General features: G+C 63.9%; 20 protein-coding genes, 1 tRNA gene and 1 pseudogene. 4 read left to right on the top strand and 18 right to left on the bottom strand.

Going from position 1 to position 21113, the window contains the following annotated elements; translation table 11 throughout:
• Nucleotides 1-119: 119 nt before the first annotated feature.
• The 3 genes from ACFR99_RS11500 to ACFR99_RS11490 all read right to left on the bottom strand — a co-directional run bounded on the left by ACFR99_RS11500 (nucleotide 120) and on the right by ACFR99_RS11490 (nucleotide 2953).
• Entirely contained in the window at nucleotides 120-515 is a 396-nt protein-coding gene (locus tag ACFR99_RS11500) for an SPW repeat domain-containing protein (RefSeq protein ID WP_390287477.1), read from the bottom strand.
• A gap of 1297 nt (nucleotides 516-1812) precedes the next feature.
• Nucleotides 1813-1987: transfer RNA gene (locus ACFR99_RS11495), tRNA-Trp, on the bottom strand.
• 57 nt (nucleotides 1988-2044) lie between these two features.
• Nucleotides 2045-2953 carry a DUF5794 domain-containing protein gene (locus tag ACFR99_RS11490; RefSeq protein ID WP_390287475.1) on the bottom strand — a complete coding sequence of 303 codons (909 nt, stop codon included), beginning with the start codon at nucleotides 2951-2953 and terminating at the stop codon, nucleotides 2045-2047.
• A gap of 487 nt (nucleotides 2954-3440) precedes the next feature.
• On the opposite strand from ACFR99_RS11490, the gene guaB reads away from it, so the two are divergent.
• A complete protein-coding gene (gene guaB / locus ACFR99_RS11485; protein ID WP_390287473.1) occupies nucleotides 3441-4943 on the top strand; it encodes an IMP dehydrogenase in 1503 nt (500 codons plus the stop codon).
• Nucleotides 4944-4969: 26 nt separating this feature from the next.
• Here the strand turns inward: guaB and ACFR99_RS11480 are convergent, their stop codons facing one another.
• From ACFR99_RS11480 to cmk, 5 genes are all read right to left on the bottom strand, one after another.
• Entirely contained in the window at nucleotides 4970-6613 is a 1644-nt protein-coding gene (locus ACFR99_RS11480) for an acyl-CoA synthetase (RefSeq protein ID WP_390287471.1), read from the bottom strand.
• Between the two features lie 61 nt (nucleotides 6614-6674).
• On the bottom strand, nucleotides 6675-7184 hold the full coding sequence (locus tag ACFR99_RS11475) for a hypothetical protein (protein ID WP_390287469.1): 510 nt from the start codon (nucleotides 7182-7184) through the stop codon (nucleotides 6675-6677).
• Between the two features lie 6 nt (nucleotides 7185-7190).
• A complete protein-coding gene (locus ACFR99_RS11470; protein ID WP_390287467.1) occupies nucleotides 7191-8777 on the bottom strand; it encodes a sodium/proline symporter in 1587 nt (528 codons plus the stop codon).
• A complete protein-coding gene (locus ACFR99_RS11465; protein ID WP_390287465.1) occupies nucleotides 8770-9282 on the bottom strand; it encodes a hypothetical protein in 513 nt (170 codons plus the stop codon). The genes ACFR99_RS11470 and ACFR99_RS11465 overlap by 8 nt, the downstream gene beginning before the upstream one ends.
• Before the next feature lie 427 nt (nucleotides 9283-9709).
• A complete protein-coding gene (gene cmk / locus ACFR99_RS11460) occupies nucleotides 9710-10321 on the bottom strand; it encodes a (d)CMP kinase (protein WP_390287463.1) in 612 nt (203 codons plus the stop codon).
• Between the two features lie 114 nt (nucleotides 10322-10435).
• Here cmk and ACFR99_RS11455 point away from each other — a divergent pair, with 114 nt between their 5' ends.
• A complete protein-coding gene (locus tag ACFR99_RS11455; protein WP_390287461.1) occupies nucleotides 10436-10948 on the top strand; it encodes a hypothetical protein in 513 nt (170 codons plus the stop codon).
• A 297-nt stretch (nucleotides 10949-11245) separates the two neighbouring features.
• On the opposite strand, the gene ACFR99_RS11450 is transcribed toward ACFR99_RS11455, so the two are convergent.
• From ACFR99_RS11450 to ACFR99_RS11420, 7 genes are all read right to left on the bottom strand, one after another.
• Nucleotides 11246-13009, bottom strand: coding sequence for a YcaO-like family protein (locus ACFR99_RS11450; protein WP_390287459.1), 1764 nt, complete (start codon nucleotides 13007-13009; stop codon nucleotides 11246-11248).
• A gap of 66 nt (nucleotides 13010-13075) precedes the next feature.
• On the bottom strand, nucleotides 13076-14314 hold the full coding sequence (locus ACFR99_RS11445; protein ID WP_390287457.1) for a cation:proton antiporter: 1239 nt from the start codon (nucleotides 14312-14314) through the stop codon (nucleotides 13076-13078).
• 202 nt (nucleotides 14315-14516) lie between these two features.
• A complete protein-coding gene (locus ACFR99_RS11440) occupies nucleotides 14517-15971 on the bottom strand; it encodes an MATE family efflux transporter (protein ID WP_390287455.1) in 1455 nt (484 codons plus the stop codon).
• Nucleotides 15968-16606: a TetR/AcrR family transcriptional regulator gene (locus ACFR99_RS11435; protein ID WP_390287453.1), complete on the bottom strand. Its 639-nt coding sequence runs from the start codon at nucleotides 16604-16606 to the stop codon at nucleotides 15968-15970. The genes ACFR99_RS11440 and ACFR99_RS11435 overlap by 4 nt, the downstream gene beginning before the upstream one ends.
• A gap of 102 nt (nucleotides 16607-16708) precedes the next feature.
• The gene (locus tag ACFR99_RS11430; protein ID WP_390287451.1) at nucleotides 16709-16843 is read right to left on the bottom strand and encodes a hypothetical protein; all 135 of its coding nucleotides are present in this window, start codon (nucleotides 16841-16843) and stop codon (nucleotides 16709-16711) included.
• A gap of 121 nt (nucleotides 16844-16964) precedes the next feature.
• Nucleotides 16965-17414 carry an RNA-binding protein gene (locus ACFR99_RS11425; protein ID WP_390287449.1) on the bottom strand — a complete coding sequence of 150 codons (450 nt, stop codon included), beginning with the start codon at nucleotides 17412-17414 and terminating at the stop codon, nucleotides 16965-16967.
• A gap of 67 nt (nucleotides 17415-17481) precedes the next feature.
• Nucleotides 17482-17682, bottom strand: coding sequence for a DUF1918 domain-containing protein (locus ACFR99_RS11420; RefSeq protein ID WP_390287447.1), 201 nt, complete (start codon nucleotides 17680-17682; stop codon nucleotides 17482-17484).
• A gap of 154 nt (nucleotides 17683-17836) precedes the next feature.
• On the opposite strand from ACFR99_RS11420, the pseudogene ACFR99_RS11415 reads away from it, so the two are divergent.
• Nucleotides 17837-18130 (top strand): annotated as a pseudogene (locus ACFR99_RS11415) (zinc ribbon domain-containing protein); the annotation flags it as partial.
• 116 nt (nucleotides 18131-18246) lie between these two features.
• Here the strand turns inward: ACFR99_RS11415 and ACFR99_RS11410 are convergent.
• The 3 genes from ACFR99_RS11410 to ACFR99_RS11400 all read right to left on the bottom strand — a co-directional run bounded on the left by ACFR99_RS11410 (nucleotide 18247) and on the right by ACFR99_RS11400 (nucleotide 20484).
• The gene (locus tag ACFR99_RS11410; protein ID WP_390287445.1) at nucleotides 18247-18570 is read right to left on the bottom strand and encodes a hypothetical protein; all 324 of its coding nucleotides are present in this window, start codon (nucleotides 18568-18570) and stop codon (nucleotides 18247-18249) included.
• Entirely contained in the window at nucleotides 18567-19379 is an 813-nt protein-coding gene (locus ACFR99_RS11405) for a succinylglutamate desuccinylase/aspartoacylase family protein (protein WP_390287443.1), read from the bottom strand. Before ACFR99_RS11405 ends, ACFR99_RS11410 begins: the two co-directional genes overlap by 4 nt.
• Before the next feature lie 415 nt (nucleotides 19380-19794).
• The gene (locus tag ACFR99_RS11400) at nucleotides 19795-20484 is read right to left on the bottom strand and encodes a type 1 glutamine amidotransferase domain-containing protein (RefSeq protein WP_390287441.1); all 690 of its coding nucleotides are present in this window, start codon (nucleotides 20482-20484) and stop codon (nucleotides 19795-19797) included.
• 152 nt (nucleotides 20485-20636) lie between these two features.
• On the opposite strand from ACFR99_RS11400, the gene ACFR99_RS11395 reads away from it, so the two are divergent.
• The gene (locus tag ACFR99_RS11395; protein WP_390287439.1) at nucleotides 20637-21101 is read left to right on the top strand and encodes an Hsp20/alpha crystallin family protein; all 465 of its coding nucleotides are present in this window, start codon (nucleotides 20637-20639) and stop codon (nucleotides 21099-21101) included.
• Nucleotides 21102-21113 lie beyond the last annotated feature (12 nt).

Genomic DNA, 21113 nt, shown 5'->3' with positions numbered 1-21113 from the left:
TGTACCGGTACAATCGCAGGACGGTCATGGTCGCACCGGCACTGACTGACAGCAGACCGTATGACGCCACTGTGGTACTGCCGTTCCTGCGTCTCGAACGGATTGACCGACAATCGATCCTATGCGCTCGCCGATGCGGTCGTCGACAACTGGCGGCTGCCGTATGCCCCGACGAGGGACAGAATCACGATAAGCACACCGGCAACACCGTTGACTCCGATCACCAGCGCGCGGTCGACGCCTAGGACGAACGGTGCCGCGACGATCCAGATTCCCAGCACGGCGAGGACGGCCGCGATGACGATGCTTGGTGACCGGTGCTCGTTGGTTCGATAGGCCTGAAACGCGGCGAGGAACGCTACTACCGCGCCGACGGGGACGTTCTGGATCCCCATGAAGTCGGTAATCGTGAAGAAGACCGTCGACATCATGATGAACGCGCCGAGCACCGCCGTCAGGCCGGCCGTTCGCTGAACCAACACTGACGAATCGTCCGCGGATCGTGTTCGGCTCATACGCGGTTCTACCACGTGCTTCGTATTTAAGGGATAGCGCGTCTATCATGTATTTAGTATGTAACTGTATCTTACTAACGAGGTTGGGCTAGAGAAGTCCGAGAATCTTGCCTCCTCATCCAGTCCTCTGCGTTACTACGTACTATATTCCCAGACAGGCAATAGGCTATTATAAACCCGCTACAAGACACAGGTGGCGAGGGACGGTCGATTCAGCCACAGATCCTCGCTATACCTGAGATCGCACCACCAACCATCCGTGCCACGATCTCAGACATATACAAGCAACCACCATTTGGGCAATGAGTGTGCTTACGTCGGCCCTTAGCCGACGTTTCTACGGTAAAGTAAGACTCGTAGTTGAAACGACAGCTATCGTAGCCACTGCGGGTGAGATCATCGCGCTCGAGGACCTGGCGGCGGCCTGGACGAAGTTTGGAACTTTGGCCGTAGCCACACAAGCTGCCGAGACAATATGGTTCGGCCGAGCGATCTCCTCTGCTCGGGTCTAATACTGCCGGACAGAACGACGTGACGATCGGTCGCTCTGCTACGGCCGTCTCACCCGGAGACGGCCGCGAATACGTGGCTGACTCCGTATTGACTTCTGCCTGATAGTATACGAATTAGAAACCAGCCAACACCCAACCGTAGTAGTCGACGAAAATATCTATCGCCCCGTACGCTACTGCCAAGAGCATAGCTGCACAAATCACGAGGAATATCAACACGATAGACACGATATACGTTAGTGTTGCAGAGTCCATAATACTCGATCAGAGGCTATTTCGTAAAAACGTGGTGGCAATCCATCTCTGGCATAACCCCCGATTCATCTGGATCAACTGGAACTCAGCAGAGACGTGAGTGGGGCGCTGTGATTTTTTGGCGCTGTCGCCGTGCCGACAGCGTCTCGGGTCCGATCGAGGAATGAACCGTTTTGTCCGACAGTATGAAAAGACGTATCGCAAGAGTGCTGCCACTCACGAGGGCTGTTCTACCAGGTGGTGGTCGAACCCACACGGTGGCTACCTTTCCCGCCACTACGTGTCCGTCATGCGATCGACACCGCACTGAACGGACTACTGCTGTTCTGTTTGAACCCGGCCGGTTCACACTCCGCCCTGGTTAACATTCTAATACTCACAGCTCGCGAGTTTGTTTGATACGAGAAGATGGGTTGGAGGGATTTGAACAACGCCTGAGAACCTGCTCCCGTTGGTCGCAGAACCTCAGTCTCGTTCAAATCCACCTCGTCCAATACTCCCCGCTCACGAAGTTGTGTGCGGCGAGAATATGGGGTCGGAGGGATTTGAACCCCCGATCGACTGATATCTCCGGTGCGCCTCGGAACTCCAGAGGGTCATCACACGGACACTGATCAGGTGCCCGATCAGTATATCAGTCTGGAGTGTCGTCCCGGGCGCGGTGCCTCTGGAGTCAGTCGCCATGCCTGGCTTGGCCACGACCCCGCGTCCTTCAGTTGGGGGATCGCCCGTAAAGTGGTTTCGATTCGGACCGAAACCGCACTACAGCCATGGGGCCCGGCCCGCGGTGTCCGTCGTCTCGTCACCCGGATACGTGTCCGGCTCGTCGTCGCTGTCCGTTGCCGGGGGCTCGCTCGAGCCCTCGCCAGCCCCGCCGTCGGGCACCGCGCTCAGTTTGGCGGCCGCGTCTGGCTTCGCTTGCGGACTCGAGTCCGAGTCGGTCCCGCCCAGCGGCAGGTCGACGGCGAAGACGGCGGCGACGAGCAACGCGGCGAGCGGGGCCTGTCCGAAGGCCATCCCGAGCAGGGACAGTGGGAGCAGGCCCAGCGCGACGGCGCTGCCGAAGCGGAACCGGTCGATGTCCATGTACGTCCGGAGGTACGGACCGGTCAGTGCGATCGTCAGTGCGAAGGCGACGCCGATGGCCGCCGCCAGCGTCGCGTTGGCGACGAGGACGGGATCGGTCATCACCTGCACCGTCAGTCCGGACGGATCGACGCTGGCGACCAGCCCCAGCCCGATGACGACGACGGGGTTGGGGAGGTAGTCGCCGATGGTCGCGCTTGCGGTCTTGGCCGCGATGGCGGCGATCACCAGCGCCGCGAATCGTTCGAAGATGACGATGTCGATGACGCTCTCGATCACCGGCGCGAGCGCGGCCTGGACGGCTGCCAGCAGGATCAGTGGGACGCCGACGAGCATGACGACCGCCGCCTGCTCGCGCGGGGTGCCGTCCATCTCCGCGAGGATGACGGCGACGGTCGCGCTCCCGCCGAAGATCAACAGGCCGACCTGAATCGCGCCCAGCGGATCGTCGAGCGCGCCAGCCAGGATCAACGCGGGGAAGACACCGTCGACTAACGGGAGCATCATCACCAGCGCGAGCAGTCTCGCGTCACCGCCGACGATGCGCTCCATCTGGAGCGCGACCGGATGCTGTGACGTACTCATCGGTCAGGGCCGATGGCCGTGACCCGAGGCCAGTGGGCGATATGAATGCCGATCCCAGACCGATCGGTCCACACACCGCTCGATCGATTTGGGTTTCTGGCCATTCGCTGTGAGTTTCGGTGTAAAATTCCCGAACGCAAAGGTGGCGACGGAGTCGAAGCTCGTCCGGCCAGCAGTTCGGGCGTCGGATGCACTCACAGCGTACATACCCGAATTCACGGCAGGATTGTCAATAAACGTTGCGTGAGAGAGGGTTTCACGACCAGGTAGTATTCGTGAGGTATCAGCCGTATTCGTACGGAAATGGACAGACCTGCACTGGATGTGGGCAGCCGTCGCGGCGATCGCCTCGAGTCCGATCGAGACGCGTCTGAACCGAGATGATCACTCGCATGGCACAACGGATCGCCTACTGACGGCCTCGACAACCGTTCTCACCCGAGTTTCATCTCGCAACGCTTTTCCCCCGGGACACCGGACAGTTTACATGGCGAACGACGTTCCTGAGCACGAGCCCTATTCTTCGAAACTACAGGTACCGGAAGCGCTAACGTTCGACGATGTCCTTCTTCGTCCGAAGGAGAGCCGTGTCGAACCGGACGACGCCGATCTCACCTCGAACGTCTCGAAAAACGTCGAGGTCTCCGTCCCGATCCTCTCGGCGGCGATGGACACCGTCACCGAGAGCGGCATGGCGATCGCGATGGCCCGCCACGGCGGGCTCGGCGTTCTCCATCGCAACATGAACGTCGACGAGATGGTCGAGGAGATCGAGCGCGTCAAAAGCGCTGACGAGCTCATCATCCCCCTCGAGTCCGTCGTCACGGCCGATCCCGAGATGTCCGTCCGTGAGGTCGACGACCTGATGGCCCGCCAGGGCGTCGGCGGCGCGCCCGTCGTCAACACCCGCGGCGAGGTCCTGGGGATCATCTCGAGTACGGACATCCGGCCCCACCTCGAGGTCAACGAGGATGACCCGGTCACGGAAGCGATGACCGACGAGGTCATCACGGCCCCCGAGGACATCGACGCCCGCGACGCGTTCGATTTGATGTACGAGCACAAGATCGAGCGCGTGCCGGTCGTCGACGACGAGAACCTGCTGGTCGGCCTCGTGACGATGCAGGGCATTCTCCAGCGCCGTGAGTATCAAGAAGCCGTTCGCGACGAGGGCGGCCGACTCCGCTGTGGCGTCGCCGTCAGTCCCTTCGAGCAAGACCGCGCCGAGGCCGCCGACGAGGCCGGCGCGGACGTCCTCTTTATTGACACCGCACACGCGCACAACCTGAACGTCATCGACGGCGCCCGTGAGATCAAGGAGTCCGTCGATGCGGACGTCGTCGTCGGTAACGTCGGCACCCGTGAGGCGGCTGCCGATCTCGTCGACTTCGCGGACGGCATCAAGGTCGGTATCGGGCCGGGTTCGATCTGTACCACGCGCGTCGTCTCGGGAGCTGGCATGCCCCAGATCACGGCCGTCGCACAGGTCGCCGACGTCGCCGCCGAACACGATGTCCCTGTGATTGCCGACGGTGGCATTCGATACTCCGGCGATGCGATCAAGGCGATCGCCGCCGGCGCGGACGCGGTCATGCTCGGTTCGTACTTCGCTGGCACCGACGAGGCACCCGGCCGCGTCGTCACCATGAACGGCAAGAAGTACAAGCAGTACCGCGGCATGGGCTCGGTCGGCGCGATGAAATCCGGCGACAGCGATCGCTACCTCAAGGACGAACCCGACGAGGACGACGAGTACGTCCCCGAGGGTGTCGAGGCGGCGACGCCGTACAAGGGCACGCTCCAGTCCGAACTCCACCAGCTCGCCGGCGGCATGCAGTCGGGCATGGGCTACGTCGGTGCGGAGACGATCCCCGAGTTCAAGGAACGCTCGGAGTTCGTCCGTATCTCCTCGGCCGGCCAGGCCGAGAGCCACGCCCACGACGTCGTGATCACCGACGAAGCACCGAACTACTCGCCCGACGGCGAGTAACGGACGCTAGCCGACACCAACGCGGCTTACACTAATTCCGTTCGGCGAATCTTCCCGGTCGTCGTCGTCGGCAGTTCGTCGACGAACTCGATCTCGCGCGGATACTCGTATTCTGCCAGCCGCTCTCGAACGAGCGTCCGGATTTCCGTCCGTAACTCGTCCGAGCCACGCTCTCCGGCGACCGGCTGGACGACCGCCTTGATGATCTCGCCGCGGGTCTCGTCGGCCACGCCGACGACGCCGACCTGCTCGACGGCGTCGTGCTCGAGGATCGCCTCCTCGACTTCGCGCGGTGCGACGCGATAGCCGCTCGTGATAATGAGGTCGTCGTCGCGCGAGACGAACCAGAGGTAGCCGTCTTCGTCGCGTTCTGCGAGGTCGCCCGTCCGGTGCCACTCCTCGAGTGTCACCGCGGCCGTCTTCTCGGGGGCGTTCCAGTACTCTTCGAAGATCACGGGATCGTCACCGCGTCGAACCGCGATCTCGCCGGTCTCGCCGGGGTCGACGGGTTCGCCGCTGTCCGGATCGATGACCGCGACATCGTGGCCGGGAACCGGTTTCCCCATGCTCCCTGGCTTCGCGGGGAACCAGCCGCGACAGTTCGTTACCAGCAGGTTCGCCTCCGTCTGGCCGTACAGTTCGTTGATCACGGTCCCCGCGAGTTCTGCGTCCGCCCACTCCAGAATCTCGCGTGTCAGCGGTTCGCCACCCGAACAGATCGCCTCGAGCGACAGGTCGTACTGTTCGGTGGGGTCGTCGACGTCCATGAGCATTCGGATCGCCGTCGGTGGAATGAAGGCATTCGTCACGTCGAACTCCGCGGCGATCTCGAAGGCAGTTTCGGGATCGAACGACCCCATCGGGTAGCCGACGACCGGCCGGCCGTAGTGCCACGCGGGGAAGACGAGATCGCCCAGCGCGCCGATCCACGCCCAGTCGGCCGGCGTCCAGTAGACCGAGTCGCCGCGGATGTCCCGCTCGAAGTACATCGAAAACGCCGGGCAGTGGCCCACCCAGAGGTCGTGGGTGTGGAGGACACCCTTCGGATCGCCGGTGCTGCCGCTCGTATACATGACGATCGCCGGCGTGTCGGCGTCCGTCGCGACGGTCTCGTACTCGCTCGAGCGCCCCTCGATCGCCGCATCGAAGGTCCGGACTGTCGTCTCGCCGATCCGTGCCGTCTCCGGCTCGCCGTCGACCACGAGTACGTGCTCCAGGGCGGGACAGTCGGGTGCGACGGCGCGGATCGTCTCCCACTGGGCGGCGTCGACGACGGCGACCCGCGCTTCACTATCCTGCAGTCGATAGCGCAGCGCGTCGTCACCGAACAGCACCGACAGCGGGAGCGATACGGCCCCGCGTTTCCAGCACGCGAGATGAGTGAGGACGTTCGCCGGCTTCTGGGGAACGGCGATCGCGACCCGGTCCCCGCGGTCGACGTCCATTTCCTCGAGGGCGTTGGCGACGGCGTTCGATCGTCGATCGAGGTCGTCGAAGGTGTACGTCTCGCGGCGGCCGTCAGGATACGCTTGGAAGAGCGCCGGCCGATCGCCGTTGGGGTGTTTCCCTACCAGATCGGTCGCCGCGTTGAAGTCCGACGGGAGGTCCCACTCGAACGACTCGCGAGCCGTCTCGTACGAACCTTCATCGAATGTGACATGCCACGTCATATCGCGCCATACCACGAAGCCCTAAATAAACGGTTGGGACGGGGCTAGTGACTGGCCCAGACTACAGACGAGGGAATCGTGGCGTCTCGACGGCCACGTCGACGTTCCCGAGTCGCGGATCCGACGCCAGGTCGGCCACGAGTTCCCGCTGTGAGTCCGCGGTTCGCGACTGGTACAGCGTCCACTCGTCGGACTCGATGTCGTCTCCCGCCCGCCAGCCGACGACGAGTCGCGCCCGCCGCAGCCGTGTTCCGGTGACGAGGCGGAGTGTCTCGAGGGACTCGAGCGGTACGACGAGGTTCCGCTCGTCGAACGTTTCGATGTCGTCGGGCGGAAGGTCCGCGATCGTGTCTCGAGCGCGCTCGCCCATGTCTGCCCGCAAGAGCAGCGAGCGGTAGGACTCGCCGACGAAACAGAGGAGGAGTCGCTCGTCGGTCAGGATCAGTTCCCAGAACTCGATCGAGTTCGGTCGCTGGCGAAACCAATGTGTGAGTCGCGCGATCGTCGTCTCTGTCGTCATCGGTTCATCAGCATGTTCGATCGTCGGGTGGGGTACTGTGTGGTCGGGCATCTGCGATCAGTGTTCGAGCAGCGGGTGGAGATCGACCGGGAGCTCCTCCCACTCCTGGGTCGCGAGCGAGACGCCGACGAACAACACGATGGCGACGAGGAGTGCGACGGTTCCGACCGGGAACGCATCGGGGAAGGGGTAGAACGCCATGATACCGGTCGCAAGCCCGTCGTAGCCCGCGACCTCTGCGGTCATCGGGACGGCGCTGTAGAGGATGTTGATGACGAGTCCGCCGACGATCGAGGCGATCGCACCCCACTTCGTCGCACCCTTCCAGTTCATTCCGAAGACGGCGACCGGGACGAACGCCGCGGCGAAAAAGCCCCAGCCGATCGTGCCGAGGATACCGACTAGCGTCTCGGAGTAGTAGACGACGCCCGTCGAGAGGATCGTCAGCCCGGCCAACGCCACCTGCGTGATCCGCAACTCCGTCTTGTCGTCCTCGATCGGACGGCCCAGCGCCCGCGGAATGTCCCTCGAGACGGCCGCCGCGCCGATGTTGAGGAACGAGTCGCTCGTCGACATGATCGCCGCGAGTAGCGCCGCGAGGATGAGTCCGGCGACGACACTCGGCGTGTACTCGAGCACGAAGACGGGACCGACCTCGCTCGCGCTGAACGTCTCCGCAATCTCGCCGGCTTCGACCATCGAGCGCATCGACAGTCCCGCCGAGAAGGCGATCAGGCTCGAGACGGCATACGAGAGGGCGGCGATCGGCGCGCCCCACTTCAGGATCTCCAAGTTACGGCTCATGTAGAACTTCGTGATCAGGTGGGGCTGGCCGGCGGCACCGACCGAGAAGAGAATCCACCACGCGATGCCGACGAGGACGGCCGTCGTCGCCTCGCCCATCGCACCGAACGGCGACACCAGAGCCGGGTCGGCGCTCGCGAGGTTTCTCGAGATCGTTCCCATGCCGCCGCCGACGGACATCGCATACGCGAAGACGAATACTGCGCCGGTGATCATCGTCAGCGCCTGCAGGAAGTCGGTCCAGACACCTGCGATCATGCCGCCGAGCATACTGTAGAGTAGCAAGATGAGGGCTCCGCCGAGCAGCCCCCAAATAACCGGGATCCCGAAGATCGCACGCATGACGAACTGCAATGCCGCAAGGTTCGTCGCCAGGTAGGCGATCACCCCGACGACGACGGCTAGCCCGGTGAGTCCGCGAACCCAGTCGCTCTCGTAGCGGACGTACATTCCGTCGGCCAGCGTGAGGACGTTCCGGATGTCCGCGAGCAGGCGCAACCGTTTGGCGAGGACGACCCAGGTGAGGAGGAACCCGAACGGCGCGGTAAAGAAGATCCACAGCGACGTCGTCCCGAACGCGTAGACGAGTTCGGGGCCGCCGACGAAGCCGAACCCGGACTGGATGACCGAGAAGGCCGTCATCGCGAGGACCCATGTCCCGATGCTCTTCCCGGTGATGAGGAAGTCGCCGGTCGTCTGTGTTCGCATGTAGCCCCACGCACCGATCAGGACGACGATCAGCAGGTACACCGCCCCGAAGGCAAGGATGATCGGATCGTCGGCGACCGGAATACCACCCGACTGCAACGGCTGCCATGGGATCGACGCGCGTTCAATCATCGCTTCCCTCCACGTCGGACGCTCGATCGAGCCCGTCCGCGCTCGTTGACCGCTCGATTCGTCGCGGTTCGAGCGGGACGTCCACCTGTTGCTGTCGGTCCCGTGCCTCGCTGATGATCTCGTCGACGACTGCGTCGCTGCCGATTCGGTCGAAAACGATCACCGAGTAGTAGATCGCCGCGAACGCGGGGGCGAGCCACAGGAGCACGAAGTAGACGAGCGTCGGCGTCGGCACACCCAGCGCGTAAGTGTAGCTCGTCACGTCCGGGCTCCACAGCAGCCAGATTCCCGTGAGCCCCGCAAGGAACATCCCGGTGAGCCCGGCGACGAGGCCGGTGTAGGGCTCGAGAAACGAGCCGTGGTGTTCGATCGATGCGGACGCGACGACGGCGAGGATGAACACTGCCGCGACGTACGAGAACACCCGATACAGACCGAGGCTCGCGGCGACGAGTGCCCCTGCTGCGAGGAGGGCGATTCCCGTCATCAACGCGTTTCGTGGCATGCACACCCCCTCCCGTCGCACGTCGCGTTGCTCGCAACCCCGTTCCACCTGCTGATCCAGGTCCTCAAGCGAGACGACCCGCCGGTCGACACGTCCCGATCAATGGCTGGCTCGATATTGGAATCTATTACCATGTCTCTCTATTCCACACCGAAATACGAACTCCTATTTAACCGTTTGGCGGGAGAAGAGCAGTCCTCGCGATGGGCGCTCTCTCGTGCCCTTGCTGGTCGTTGCTCGCTGGGTCTCCTCGGAGTCGTGGGTCGTACTACTGGACAGCAGTCGATAGGAAGCCGGTCGCGAATTCGCGGCCGTCCCCACAGGTGACGGCCACATACATGCGAACGGCTTCACGTCGTTCTGTCCGGCAGTATCAGCCGATGAGAGTCGCCGCCTCTGTATCACCGAACGATATTGCCTGGCGCAGTCAGATGTCTATCGACGGGGTTCGAAACGCCCCCTCGTCCAGTTCCGCATCGTACTCTTCGATCGCCGCTCGAACCAGCGCAAACACGCCCTGTTTGCTCCAGCGGGCGGTGTTGATGTCGAGGTCGTAAAACGACCGGTCAGCGATGTCGAGGTCGTAGTAGGACTGGTAGCGGCCGGCTTCGCTGACCTCGCGGACGCGCATCTCCGCTTCGGTTTCGGTACGTTCTTCGATCCGCTCGAGACGGACGTCTTCGGGCGCGTCGAGCCAGATCCGCAGGTCCGCGCGGTCGCCGGCCAGCCAGCCCGCCAGCCGAGACTCGAGGATGAAGGGTTTGTTGGCCGTCCCCCACTTCTCGGCGATCTGCTGGAGGCGCTGGTCTAACGCGCGGTCGATTTCGTCGTCCTCGTCGGCTTTCGCCGTGAGCTGATTCAAACTCATGTCGCGATCCTCGGCGAGTTCCCGGAAGATGTCGCCGCCGGAGACGTAGGGACAGCCCATCGCGTCGGCGAGGCGTTCACAGAGCGTGGTCGCCCCACACCCTGGCGGGCCGGAGACGGTGATAAAGAGTGTCGTGTCGATCTCCGCGGTCGAACTGTCTGCTGTGGCCATACGTTGATCCACTCGATCCCTCGTGAAAAGGTTCCGGCTCGGATCGAGGACGGGACGACCGACCAGAGCAGTCGAAGAGTAACGCCTACAGTCGTCCGTCCCCGAACGCCGTACGTGAACCGTCGGACGGTACTTCGGACCGCAGGCGTGACCGCAACCATCGGGCTCTCGGGCTGTATCGAGGCGCTGCAAGAACATTACGAGGGCAGTTTCCGTGGACTGGTCCCGATCGAGATCCACAGCGAGGCCGACCAGCCCTACGACGTCACACTCGAGGCCTTCGACCCCGAGACGGACCGCCAGACCTACGACGAGAGCTACACGGTCACGGCCGGCGAGCGGGCGCTCCCGCCGCATCTCGATGCGACCGAGCAACTCCTTCGTGTGACCCGAATCAATCGTGAACACCGCGATCGCCAGCTTACCAGAGAGGCGACGATCACGCGGGAGACGAGCACCGTGATCGTTCGGCTCACCAACGACGATCTCCGCCTCGAGCTAGAGCGCGGTGACGAAGACACGGAGCCAACGACAGTGTCTGGAACGGACGGGCCCGAATCGAACACATCCAGTCAGACCGACGCCGAGCCGAGTACGAACGAGTCTGCCGCCAACACATCCGAATGAACTATCCCGCCCTACTCGCTCCCTCCGATCGCTCCTTGAGGGCGGGGGCTTGGCACCCGCACCATCACCGCTAACGGCTCGGCGACGATTTCGGAGAGTCGCGGATGACGGGCCGTGACCAGCCGATCGTGGCTCGGCACTCCTTGCTGCCAGCGATATCGTCTCGCACACGAGCGGTGTGCAACCTGTGTGATCCGACTGTCTCATACGGACTCCTGTCAGTCGTTGCCGGTGCACTCGCGACCCGCACTGCGGGTACACCGGTAACTCGGTACAGCAGACCGTATCTGCGACGGATCAGGGATACGGGTGGAACGCTCGCTCGAGGCGCGGTTCGAAGCCCAGATCCGCGGGTACCGTCCGCGCGCGCTCGCCGAAGAACGGCGCGTCGGTAAACAGCGGCTGGGCACCCGGGACAACGACTCGAACGGCCTCGAAACCGATCGCTTCGACATCTCGAGTCGTCAGCCGTGCGGCGGCGGGCGTCAGGTCGGCATCGCGCACCCGCGAGCACAGCGTCTCGAGTCGATCCCCACCGGTCGGGACGGGATCGGGGCCGACGCTCGATGCAGGAATCGTTCGGTCGACGTCGACGAACGTTCGTGCGCGCTCGGGAAACGCGGCGTACTCTCCGATCGCGCCACCGGCGTCGTCGGCCTCGTCGGGGCCGAGACTGCGCAGCTCCATCCAGTTTTGCAGTGCTTCCTCGAGCGCCGACGTCGCGGCGGCTTCGGCGTCGAGGCCGGCCGCCGAGCCGACGGCGAACGCCGGCCACGCGTCGTCACCCGGCGAGATCGATCCGTCACCGTCGAGCGCGTCCGGGTCGCGGTGGACGGCGACGGCGACGACGGGCACGTCGATGTCCTGGGTGACGAGCAGCGCCGTTACTGCAAGTCCCTCGCTCTGGGCGCGACGCTCGAGCGTGTCGAACGCGTCGGTCTCGACCGACAGGCCGAGCGGCTCGAACGTCGAGTACCACGCGAGCATGGTCGCGTCGCGCTCGATCACTTCCGTCAACCCGGAGACCAGCGCATCGACCGTCGAGGAGCCAAGTCCCAGTCCGGTCGTGATCGCCGGGACCAGCGACTCGCCGGGCTGGGGGAACTGGACCGCCGCGGCGGGCAGATGTGTCTCCTCGCCAGTCGCGAGGTTCTCGCCGGGAACCCAGCGGTGGTCGGCGCTCGCGTCGTAGGTCGGCGCGTCGTCCGGGCGGACGAGGTCCGTCGGCGCGATTGCACTCTCGAGGTCGTCCTCGCTCGCGTGGACGAAGTCCGCCTCGAGATAGACGCCGGCACAGTAGCGCTCGAGGCCCTCGCCGACGGCTTTCATCAATGCGGCGTTCCAGTCGTCGGCGACGCCGGCGGCCTGCCGCGGCGCGCTCGCGTCGCTGTAGGCGGTCGTGTCCGCGACCGTCGAGAGGTAGTAGGGTGCCGGGAAGGACTCGACCTCGGCGATGCTCGTGACGAGGCCGATCCGATCGTCGATCGCCCCTTCGGCGTGTTCGACCGCGGTCTCGAGCGGGAGCGTCTCGGCGTCGCGCTCGAGCGTGCGATCCCGCTCACTCTCGGCACACGTACAGCCCGGGACGGGCAGCACCTGCCGGCGGGTGTGGGGCACTTCGCGTACCTGCCCGATGATCGACTCCTCGTCACCGGAGAGGACGCGCACACACTCCCGGCCGGCGATCGCACCGGCGAGTCGTGCGGCGGCGCGGTCGGCCTGTGGGTTCGCGGCGCGATCCTCGACGTTCGACGCAACGCGGGCGCGCAGACAGTCGAAACAGGCGGTGGCGGGCGCAAAACCAGAGATAGCCGCGTCCACGTCCGGAAGTGGATGGTTACCGACCCCGCCGATCTCGACGGCGATCCAGGGCGTGCCACCCTCGAGTGCGGCCTCGTTCGCCCGGTCGAACGTCGCCGAGCCGGCGACGTCGCTGACGACTGCGAAGCGAGCGTCGGCGAGCTCGCCGGGGCTGCCGTTGCGGACGCCGACGTCGACATCATCGAGCGCGGTGACGACGGCCTCGCGGACCGGATCGTCACCCACGACGGTGACTTGCATACCCCTATCTGCTGTGGCAGGCGGCAAAAACGCCCCGCTCGAGCGTCGCCGACGTGAGCGCCAGGGTCAATCCTCGAGCGGCGTCATCGAATCGACGTAGACGAGTTCGTCCGCGTTCTCGAGCAGGCGAACCCCCCAGGTGACGGTGACGGGGACGAGTGCGGTCGTAAAGACCGCGATGAAGACGAGGATCGAGAACAGCGACTGGTCGATGACGCCGGCGCGAAAGGCGACCTCAGCAATGATGATCTCGACGGTGCCACGGCCGTTCATCCCGAAGCCGACGACCAGCCCCTCGCGTGAGGTCAGCGATGTCGGTAGCGAGAACAGCCAGGAACCGATGATCTTGCCGAGGAAGGCGATGACGACGAGTCCGACGAGCACGCCGATGCTGTCGGAAAAGACGTCGAACGTGATCTGGAAGCCGACCGTGACGAAGAAGACGGGTGCGAACAGCCCCATCGCGAGGTCGTAGATGACCACGTGGATGTGTTCGTAGAGTCCGGGTTCGACGTCTGATTGGCGGAGGAACATCCCGGCCATGAACCCGCCGATGATCATGTGTAACTCCGCGAGCGTCGCAAGCTGGGCGAACAGCAGGGAGACGAGCAGGGCGAAGGTAAAGGCAGTCGTCCGATCGACGAAGCCGTATCGCTCGCGCTGACGCTCGATGTATTGCCACGCGAGTGGGAGGAACCGATAGCCCAGGAGGAGCGTCACCGCGAAGAAACCGATCGCTTGCAGGATGATCGTACCGAGTTCGGTCGGATCGAGCGCCCCCGCCGTCACGTAGCTGTCGATGCCGGCGAACACGATAAGCACCCCCACGTCCGAGGCGAGCGCGCCGCCGAGGAGCACGTTCGCGATCCGCGTCTCAAGCAGGTCGAGATCCGCGAGAATGCGTGATTTCGTGGCTAGCGACGTGGCGGCCATCGCGAGCCCGAGAAACAGCGCCGCGCCGGCGGAGACGCCGAGCCAGACGCCGGCCGCATAGCCCATGCCGAACGGGATGACGAAGGCCCCGAAGGCGATCAGCAGCGACTGAGGACCGAGTTCGAACAGTTCACGGAGGTCGACCTCCATACCGACGTAGACCATCAGGAGAAACACGCCGAGCTCGGACAGGACCGAGAGCAGTTCCGAGGGGTGTAACACGCCGAGCAGCGCCGGGCCGAACGCGATGCCGGCGAACAGCTCGCCCATCATCGTCGGGTAGCCGAATCGCTCGGCGAGCGCGCCGAACACCCACGCGACCGTCAGGACGAGTAGCAGACTCAGCAGGTCGATGCTGACTGTCTCGACCATCGGTTACACCACCGTGGTGGCTATGGCTGCTGGCCGTTTCATCACACTCGGCTCGATCAAATCGGACGACACACAGGTACTTTACTGGACCGGCGTGAAACTCGTGCCAGCAGCCCGTCTCATACGGTCTGCTATCACTGGTTCCCGTCGCGCCCGCAGGACGGGTCGCGGGTGCGCCGGAACCCACTGAGAGGAGTCCGTATCAGTCGTTCGGACTGGTCTCGAGGTCGCTGCCGGCCTCGAGGTCGTCACCCAGCGCGGACCCTGCCGGCTGGCCGGTCACGTCGGCTTCCCGCCAGGTGCCTCTGCGGTACCAGGCGTAGGCGAGCATGGCACCGAAGGCGTTCGAGACGGCGAACGCGATCCAGATCCCGCGGTAGTCGATCGCCTGCGAGAGGCCGTAGGCGATCGGCAGTCGAACCAGCGCGTAGGTCACGAGGACGATCGCCGCCGCAGTCAGCGTCTTGCCGGTCCCGCGGAAGCTGCCGTTGTAGGCGCGCATGACGCCGATGAAGCCGAATGAGGGGGCGACGTACCGGAGGAACGTCACGCCGACGTCGATGACCCGCTGATCGTCGGTGAACGCGGCGGTGATCGGTTCCGCGCCGAGCCACGCCACGACGCCGAGTGCACCGAGGACGACGAACATGGTGCGGGCGGCGAAGTTCGCGGCAGCCTCCGCACGGTCTGGCTTGTCAGCCCCGACGTTCTGGCCGGTCATCGTCTCGACGCCGCGGGCGACCGCGATCGCCGGGAGGAAGATGACCGAGAAGACGCGCGTCCCGATCCCGTAGGCGGCGACGACGTAGGTGGGAAACAGCCCGACGATCACCAACAGTAGGTTGATCGACAGCGCACGGCCCATTCCCTCGATCGACGCCGGGAATCCGATGCTGACGAGTTTCTTCGCAAAGGAGAGGTCCGGCCGCATCTGTCGGAGCCGAATCCGAACACCTCTCGCATCCTGAAACATGATCGCGAGGCCGACGATGAGCGCGAGAGCACGGGAGAAGACCGTCGCGATCGCTGCCCCCTCGATTCCGAGTCTCGGAAACGGCCCCCAGCCGAAGATCAGGAAGGGGTCGAGAACGACGTTGAGCAGGACCGAGCCGAACATGACCAACATCGGCGTGATCGTGTCTCCGTACCCCCGCATCAGCGCGATGAAGACGAAGAAGCCGAACATAAACGGCATCCCGAGCGAGATGACCTGCATGTAGTCGGTCGCGAGCGGCAACACGTCGGCCGATGCGCCCAGCAGCCCGAGCAGGTCGTTGACGATACCGTAGCCGACGACTCCGAGGAGCATCGCACCGAGCAGTGACAGTGCAACGGTCTGGGAGGCGGCGTACTCCGCTTTCGACTCCTCGTCCGCCCCGATGTGCTGTGCGACGAGGACGCTCCCGGCAACTGACAGTCCCATACCGACCGAGATCAGCAAGAAGACCATCGGGAACGCGAAGCTGATCGCCGCCAGCGCCTCGGTGCTGTACTGGCCGAGCCAGAACGTGTCGATGAGGTTGTAGGCGGTCTGCAACAGGTTCGTCACGATGATCGGCAGCGACAGGTAGAACAGCGGCCCTGCGATGTCACCGGAGGTCAGATCGAACTCGTCGCGGCCCTTGAACAGCCCGGAGAGTCGATCGAGGAGGCTCATCCGTTGGCCTCCCCGCCTCCGGTCCCGTCGGTCGTCGGTGGAACGTCATCCCCACTCGTTGCCGCCGGCTGCAAGATTTCGTCGATGTACTCGTGGACGTACTGGCGGGTCCGTTCGGGCGGTCGATCGACTGCCGTCGCGCGCGTCTGTGCGCCATGAAACAGTGTGACGAGGAAGTCCGCCGTCGCCTCCGGATCGACATCCGCGTGGAACGCGCCCGTCTCGAGGCCCTCGGCCACGAGGGCCGCGATCCGCTGCTGGAGGAGTGTATCGAACTCGCGCAGTCGCTCCCGGTAGGCCTCGTTGTACGGCGACTGAGCCTTGATCTCGAGGATCGCCGTCCGGAATTCCTCGGTGGAGTCGTCCGACGGCGTCAACAGCTCGTCGACGAACTCGTGGAGCTGCTCGGCCGGCGTTTCACCGGGCACGGTTTCGGTCCGTGCCTCGAACTCGTTCAGCAAGTATTCTAGAAACGACTCGAGGAGGTCCTGTTTGCTGTCGAAATGGTAGTGGAGGGTGCCCTTGCTCTTGGTCGATTCCGCGGCAATATCCTGCATCGTCAGCTCCGCGTACCCGTGTTTACAGAGGGCGCAATACGTCGCCTCCATCAGATCGTCGATCGTCTCGTCCGTCATTCAGAAGGGCTCTACACGAACTTACTGACTGGCCAGTCAAAAGGGCGTCGCCCTCGTCGTCGATCGATTGCGGTTCACACACGGCCGGAATGTGGGCTATCGTCACTGGCACCAGCCGGCGAGCCAGCGGGCTTTCATCAGCGCCAGCAGGTCGGCGACGTGATCGGGTGTACAGTGACAGTCGGTGGCACGGATAGCTGTCGCTGCTCGCCAGCAGGGACAGCAATCGGCAGTCATACTACTGGACAGCAGTCAAGACGAAGCTAGTCGCATACGTGCGGCCGTCTCCACGCGCGACGGCCGCGAATTCGCGACCGGCTTCACGTCGTTCTGTCCGGCAGTATCAGCCGAGGACAGATTAGTGTTCGTCGCGCAGTCGCTCGAGAACTTCTTCGGCGTTCTCGACTGCCTTTTCCTTCTTGGCGGGGTAGGCCTCGACTTTTCCGCGGAAGGTGATCCCGTCGCCGAGGCGGACGTCACCCTCGAAGGCAGCCTGTTTGTCGAGGCGAAGGAACAGTTCGGTGTTCTCGGTAACCCGCTCGTCGAGTTCGTCGATCAGGTCGTCGAAGGACTCGAGGTCGGCCAGTCGCGAGAGGACGTACCGGACGTCGTCGGCGTTTTCGACGCGGGCCGAGAGCACGAGGATGCGGTCGCCGTAGTGGCCCTCGCTCTCGGTGCGCTCGAGCTCGAACGGCTCGTCGTCACGGTCGGGGAGGAAGGTTCGCAGAGCTTCCTCGACGCGTTTCTCGTCCTCGGTGGCGTAGCAGAACGTTCGTAAATCGACGTAGTGAAGCGGGATCTGTGGCATCTGCGGGTCGAATTCCAGTATGGCTAGTTCGCGGGGCTCGAGCGAGCGCGGTCGCCCGCAATCGGTCTTATTCGTCGTCGGCGTCGGTGTCGTCGGCTGCCTCGAGATCGTCCTCGGGAACGCCGGTTTCCTGCCCATCCTCGAAGCTGATGGTGTAGGTGACGTCGCCGAACATCGACTCCATCGTCTGAGTCACGGTACCGGTCTCGCCGTCGAACTCGCTGTGCTCGTCGTTAAGAACTACCTGGTCGTCTTTCTCGAAGCTCATAGCCGATTCTTCCCCGTCGGCGTGTAAAAAGGGACTGATTCGTTGCAACGGTATACCGCGGGACTTCACAGGCGGTACGAGGCGGATGCCCCGACCCTTGAGGTCAGGGAGGAAGCCGACACCAGATGACACAAACCACGCTACGATGGCTGACCGACCCGAAGAACACGGTGTTGAAGCCGTGCAGGTTGACCCTCGAAATACGTCGAAACGTTGCTCAACGTGTGGGTTTACCCACGACGACAATCGCCACCAAGAGTCGTTCGAGTGTCAGCAGTGCGGATACGAGAACCACGCGGATTACAATGCTGCGAAGAACATCGGTTTGCAGTATCTCCGTCGTCGGCAAAATGCAGGCGACGGAGGCACACTCGTAGATGTGCGCTTGAATCGCGGGACGCTGAACGTGAGCGGGGAGTACGTGCCCCCTGCCTCTACTGAGGCATAGAACGGGAGTCCACGCGAAAGCCTCGGGGCTTGATCCCGAGGCGATTTACGTGCGATCCTCCATCGATCGTGGTCGGGTTACCGTGCTGGTGCAGCCGCTTGCGCGAGTCACTATTCCTATCGCTCACGCCACCATTCATAGCCGGAGCCGACGACGGCGGCGATGCCGGCGGTACCGACGAGGAACGGCACCCAGTAGATCCAGAATTCAAAGCGCGGCGCGATGGCGTTACCAAACGCTGTTCCGATGGTATAAACCAGGTAGCCGGGTAGTGCAAGCGGCGAGAAGAGTCGCGTCTCGAACCAGCCCAGTCCGAACGGAACGACCAGTAACAGGAAGGTAGCAAGCGTCGCCGGGCTCGTCGCGACCCGTCGGAGCGACACGGGTAGCCGACTGCCGCGCTCACTGTCTAGAGCCGTGTGCCCACTGCCGTCGGTCATGCGTCACCTCCAACCTCGAGCAGGCCGTGCAGCTCGAGGACGTGTGCGGCTGCCACTCGCGTCAGTTCGACTCTCGTGGATCGGTCGAGCAGGAACTCGGTGGTCTCGAAGATGTAGGTGCTGGCCCCGAGCTCACGTGCGGCGTGCTGGAAGAGCAATGGCCCAGTGAGGGAGCTCTCTTCGGACCGAAACGTGTGGAACGGCAGGTACCACGGGACGGTGTCCTCGTTGAGCCGGTCGGCGAGCCGCTCGCCGTGGGCATCCGGCGAGTGAAAGATCGCTTGTCCGACGAACTCCCGATGGAAGCCGTAGATTCCGAGCGACCGATGGAGGTCGAGTACGACGTCTGGCTCGTGGTCCTCGACGGCGTCCCAGATACCGTTTGCGAGTTCGCTCTGTGGCTCGCGATTGGCCAGAAAGTTCCGATTCAGGTCACCAGCAACTCCCTCACGTTCGCGGTTCTCGACGGCTACGCGATTGGTCTCGGGAACGACGACGAGCGTCCCCGCGTCGGGCTGCCAGTCGGTGATCTCGCGGGCGGCCTCGATCCCGCTTCGTTCGTCGCCGTGGACGCCGCCAAACACCATTGCCGTCGGCCCGTCGTTCGGCGCGTCGATCTCGTATAGCGGCGTCTCGTGGTTGGTTCCAGGAAGGACCATCTCCGTGCTCGTACCGGCTTCGCCGGCGTCGGTCGGTTCGCGAGCCGCCTCGAGTAGACGCTTGTTGCTCGACGGTTGACTCACGAAGCCTGATATGATTGTGCCAGCAAGCACGCTCCCGCCGCCGGCCAGAAACGTCCGACGTCTCATCGGATGGGAGATGAACGGATGGCCTAAAGCTCCTTCCCATTCGTGACGCAAACGGGTCGACACGAGCCCGAGTCGGAGTCGGATGGTCGTCGCTTACCGCAGGTCTTCGAGGGTGACGACGGTATCAGACCTGAGCCACGCGTCCTCGCTGTCGACGCGTTCGACACTGAGCGCGAAAGATGACTCTCCGGCCCTCGTCGACGGTGATCCGGTAGCTGCGGCTCCGCATCGAACCGGCCAGTTCGGACGTATTCGATCGGGCGGGATCCACGGATGTGTGAGGGAACCGGCGCTGATAACTGCCTCCGTCCGAGACCCGGTCGGTTCACTCCATCCCGAGTCACCAGTCAGTGTCCGGTCCGACGCCGACAGCTCACGGCGAATATCGCGGAAAACAGATGTCAGGTGGGTCCGATCAGGCTTCGAGTTCGACGTCCAGTTCCTCGAGCAAGGTTTTGGCGGCCACATGCGAGGAGCCGGGGCCGCGGCCGGTGATGAGGTCGCCGTCGACGGTGACGCTGGTCTCCTGGTCGAGTTCGGCGTCCCAGTTGCCGCCGGCCGTTTTCACCTCGTCTTCGACCCAGTAGGGAAGTTTGCGGCCGTCGGGCATCCGATCGGCCTCGTCGACGATACCCTCCTCCCACTCGTTGGGGAAGCCGGTCACGTCGCGGCCGTTGACGATGAACGCGCCGTGGCTGTCGCGGGCGAACGCGAGCATGCCGACGGCGTGACAGACGACCAGCGCCTTGCCGTCGCCCTCGACGATGTCACGGAGGAGTTCCCGGGCGTGTGTGTCCTGGTTGATGTCCCACTCGGTGCCGTGGCCGCCGGGGAAGACGACGGTGTCGTACCCCTCGGCGTCGGCCTGTGCGACCGAGATCGGATCGTTCAGTCGCTCGTCGGTCTCGTGGACCTCCCGGACGTGTTCGGCGGTCTCTTCACCGACCTCGTCGGGATCGATCGAGCGCTCGTCGATCACCGGCGGGCTGCCCGAGGGCGTCGCGACCGTAATCTCGACGCCCGCATCCGAGAGCGTCTCGAGTGGCTCGACGCATTCTTCGCCCCAGTAGCCTTCCTCGCTGACAACGAACAGTGCATCCGTCATAGTCAGTGCTACACTGCGCAGCCTGAAAACGACCAGCCCCACCCGCCGGTTCTGCCGCAAGTCGCCGCGACAACATATCGAAACTAGCGATCGTCTTCGCTGGTGGGGGTGGCTTTTTTCGCGCTCGGCCACCTACTATGCCAGGTGAGACCATGGCAGATCGACCCCGCCCGTTCGACGGCATCGAAGAACTGCTCGACCGACTGAATCGCCAGATAGAGACGGCCACCAAATCGTGGGAGACGCAACTGGACAACCGGAGTCGACTCGACCTCTCGACGAGCGGCTCGGAGATGCAACTCGACCTTGCGGACGAGGACGACGAGTTCGTCGTCACCGTCGACGTCCCCGGTTACGAGAGCGACGACCTCGAGTTACGACTCACCGGGGAGACGCTGGCGATCTCGGGCACGCGAGAGCGAACCGAGGAGGTCGGCGGCGAGGACGAGACCTACCTCCGGCGTGAGCGGAAGGCACAGTCGTTCAGCCGGCAGATTCGGTTGCCGGAACCGGTCGACAAGGACGCGGTGCAGGCCAGCGTCAACAACGGCATCCTGACGGTCCGGCTCCCAAAGCGCGAGCCCAGCGAGGAGGCACACTCGATCGACATCGAGTAGCAGTCCGCCTTC

The organism is Haloarchaeobius amylolyticus, assembly GCF_042678045.1.
Classification (GTDB): Archaea; Halobacteriota; Halobacteria; order Halobacteriales; family Natrialbaceae; genus Natrinema; species Natrinema amylolyticus_A.
The sequence above is the reverse complement of the archived record's forward strand: the minus strand, read 5'-3'. Positions and strand labels throughout refer to the sequence as shown.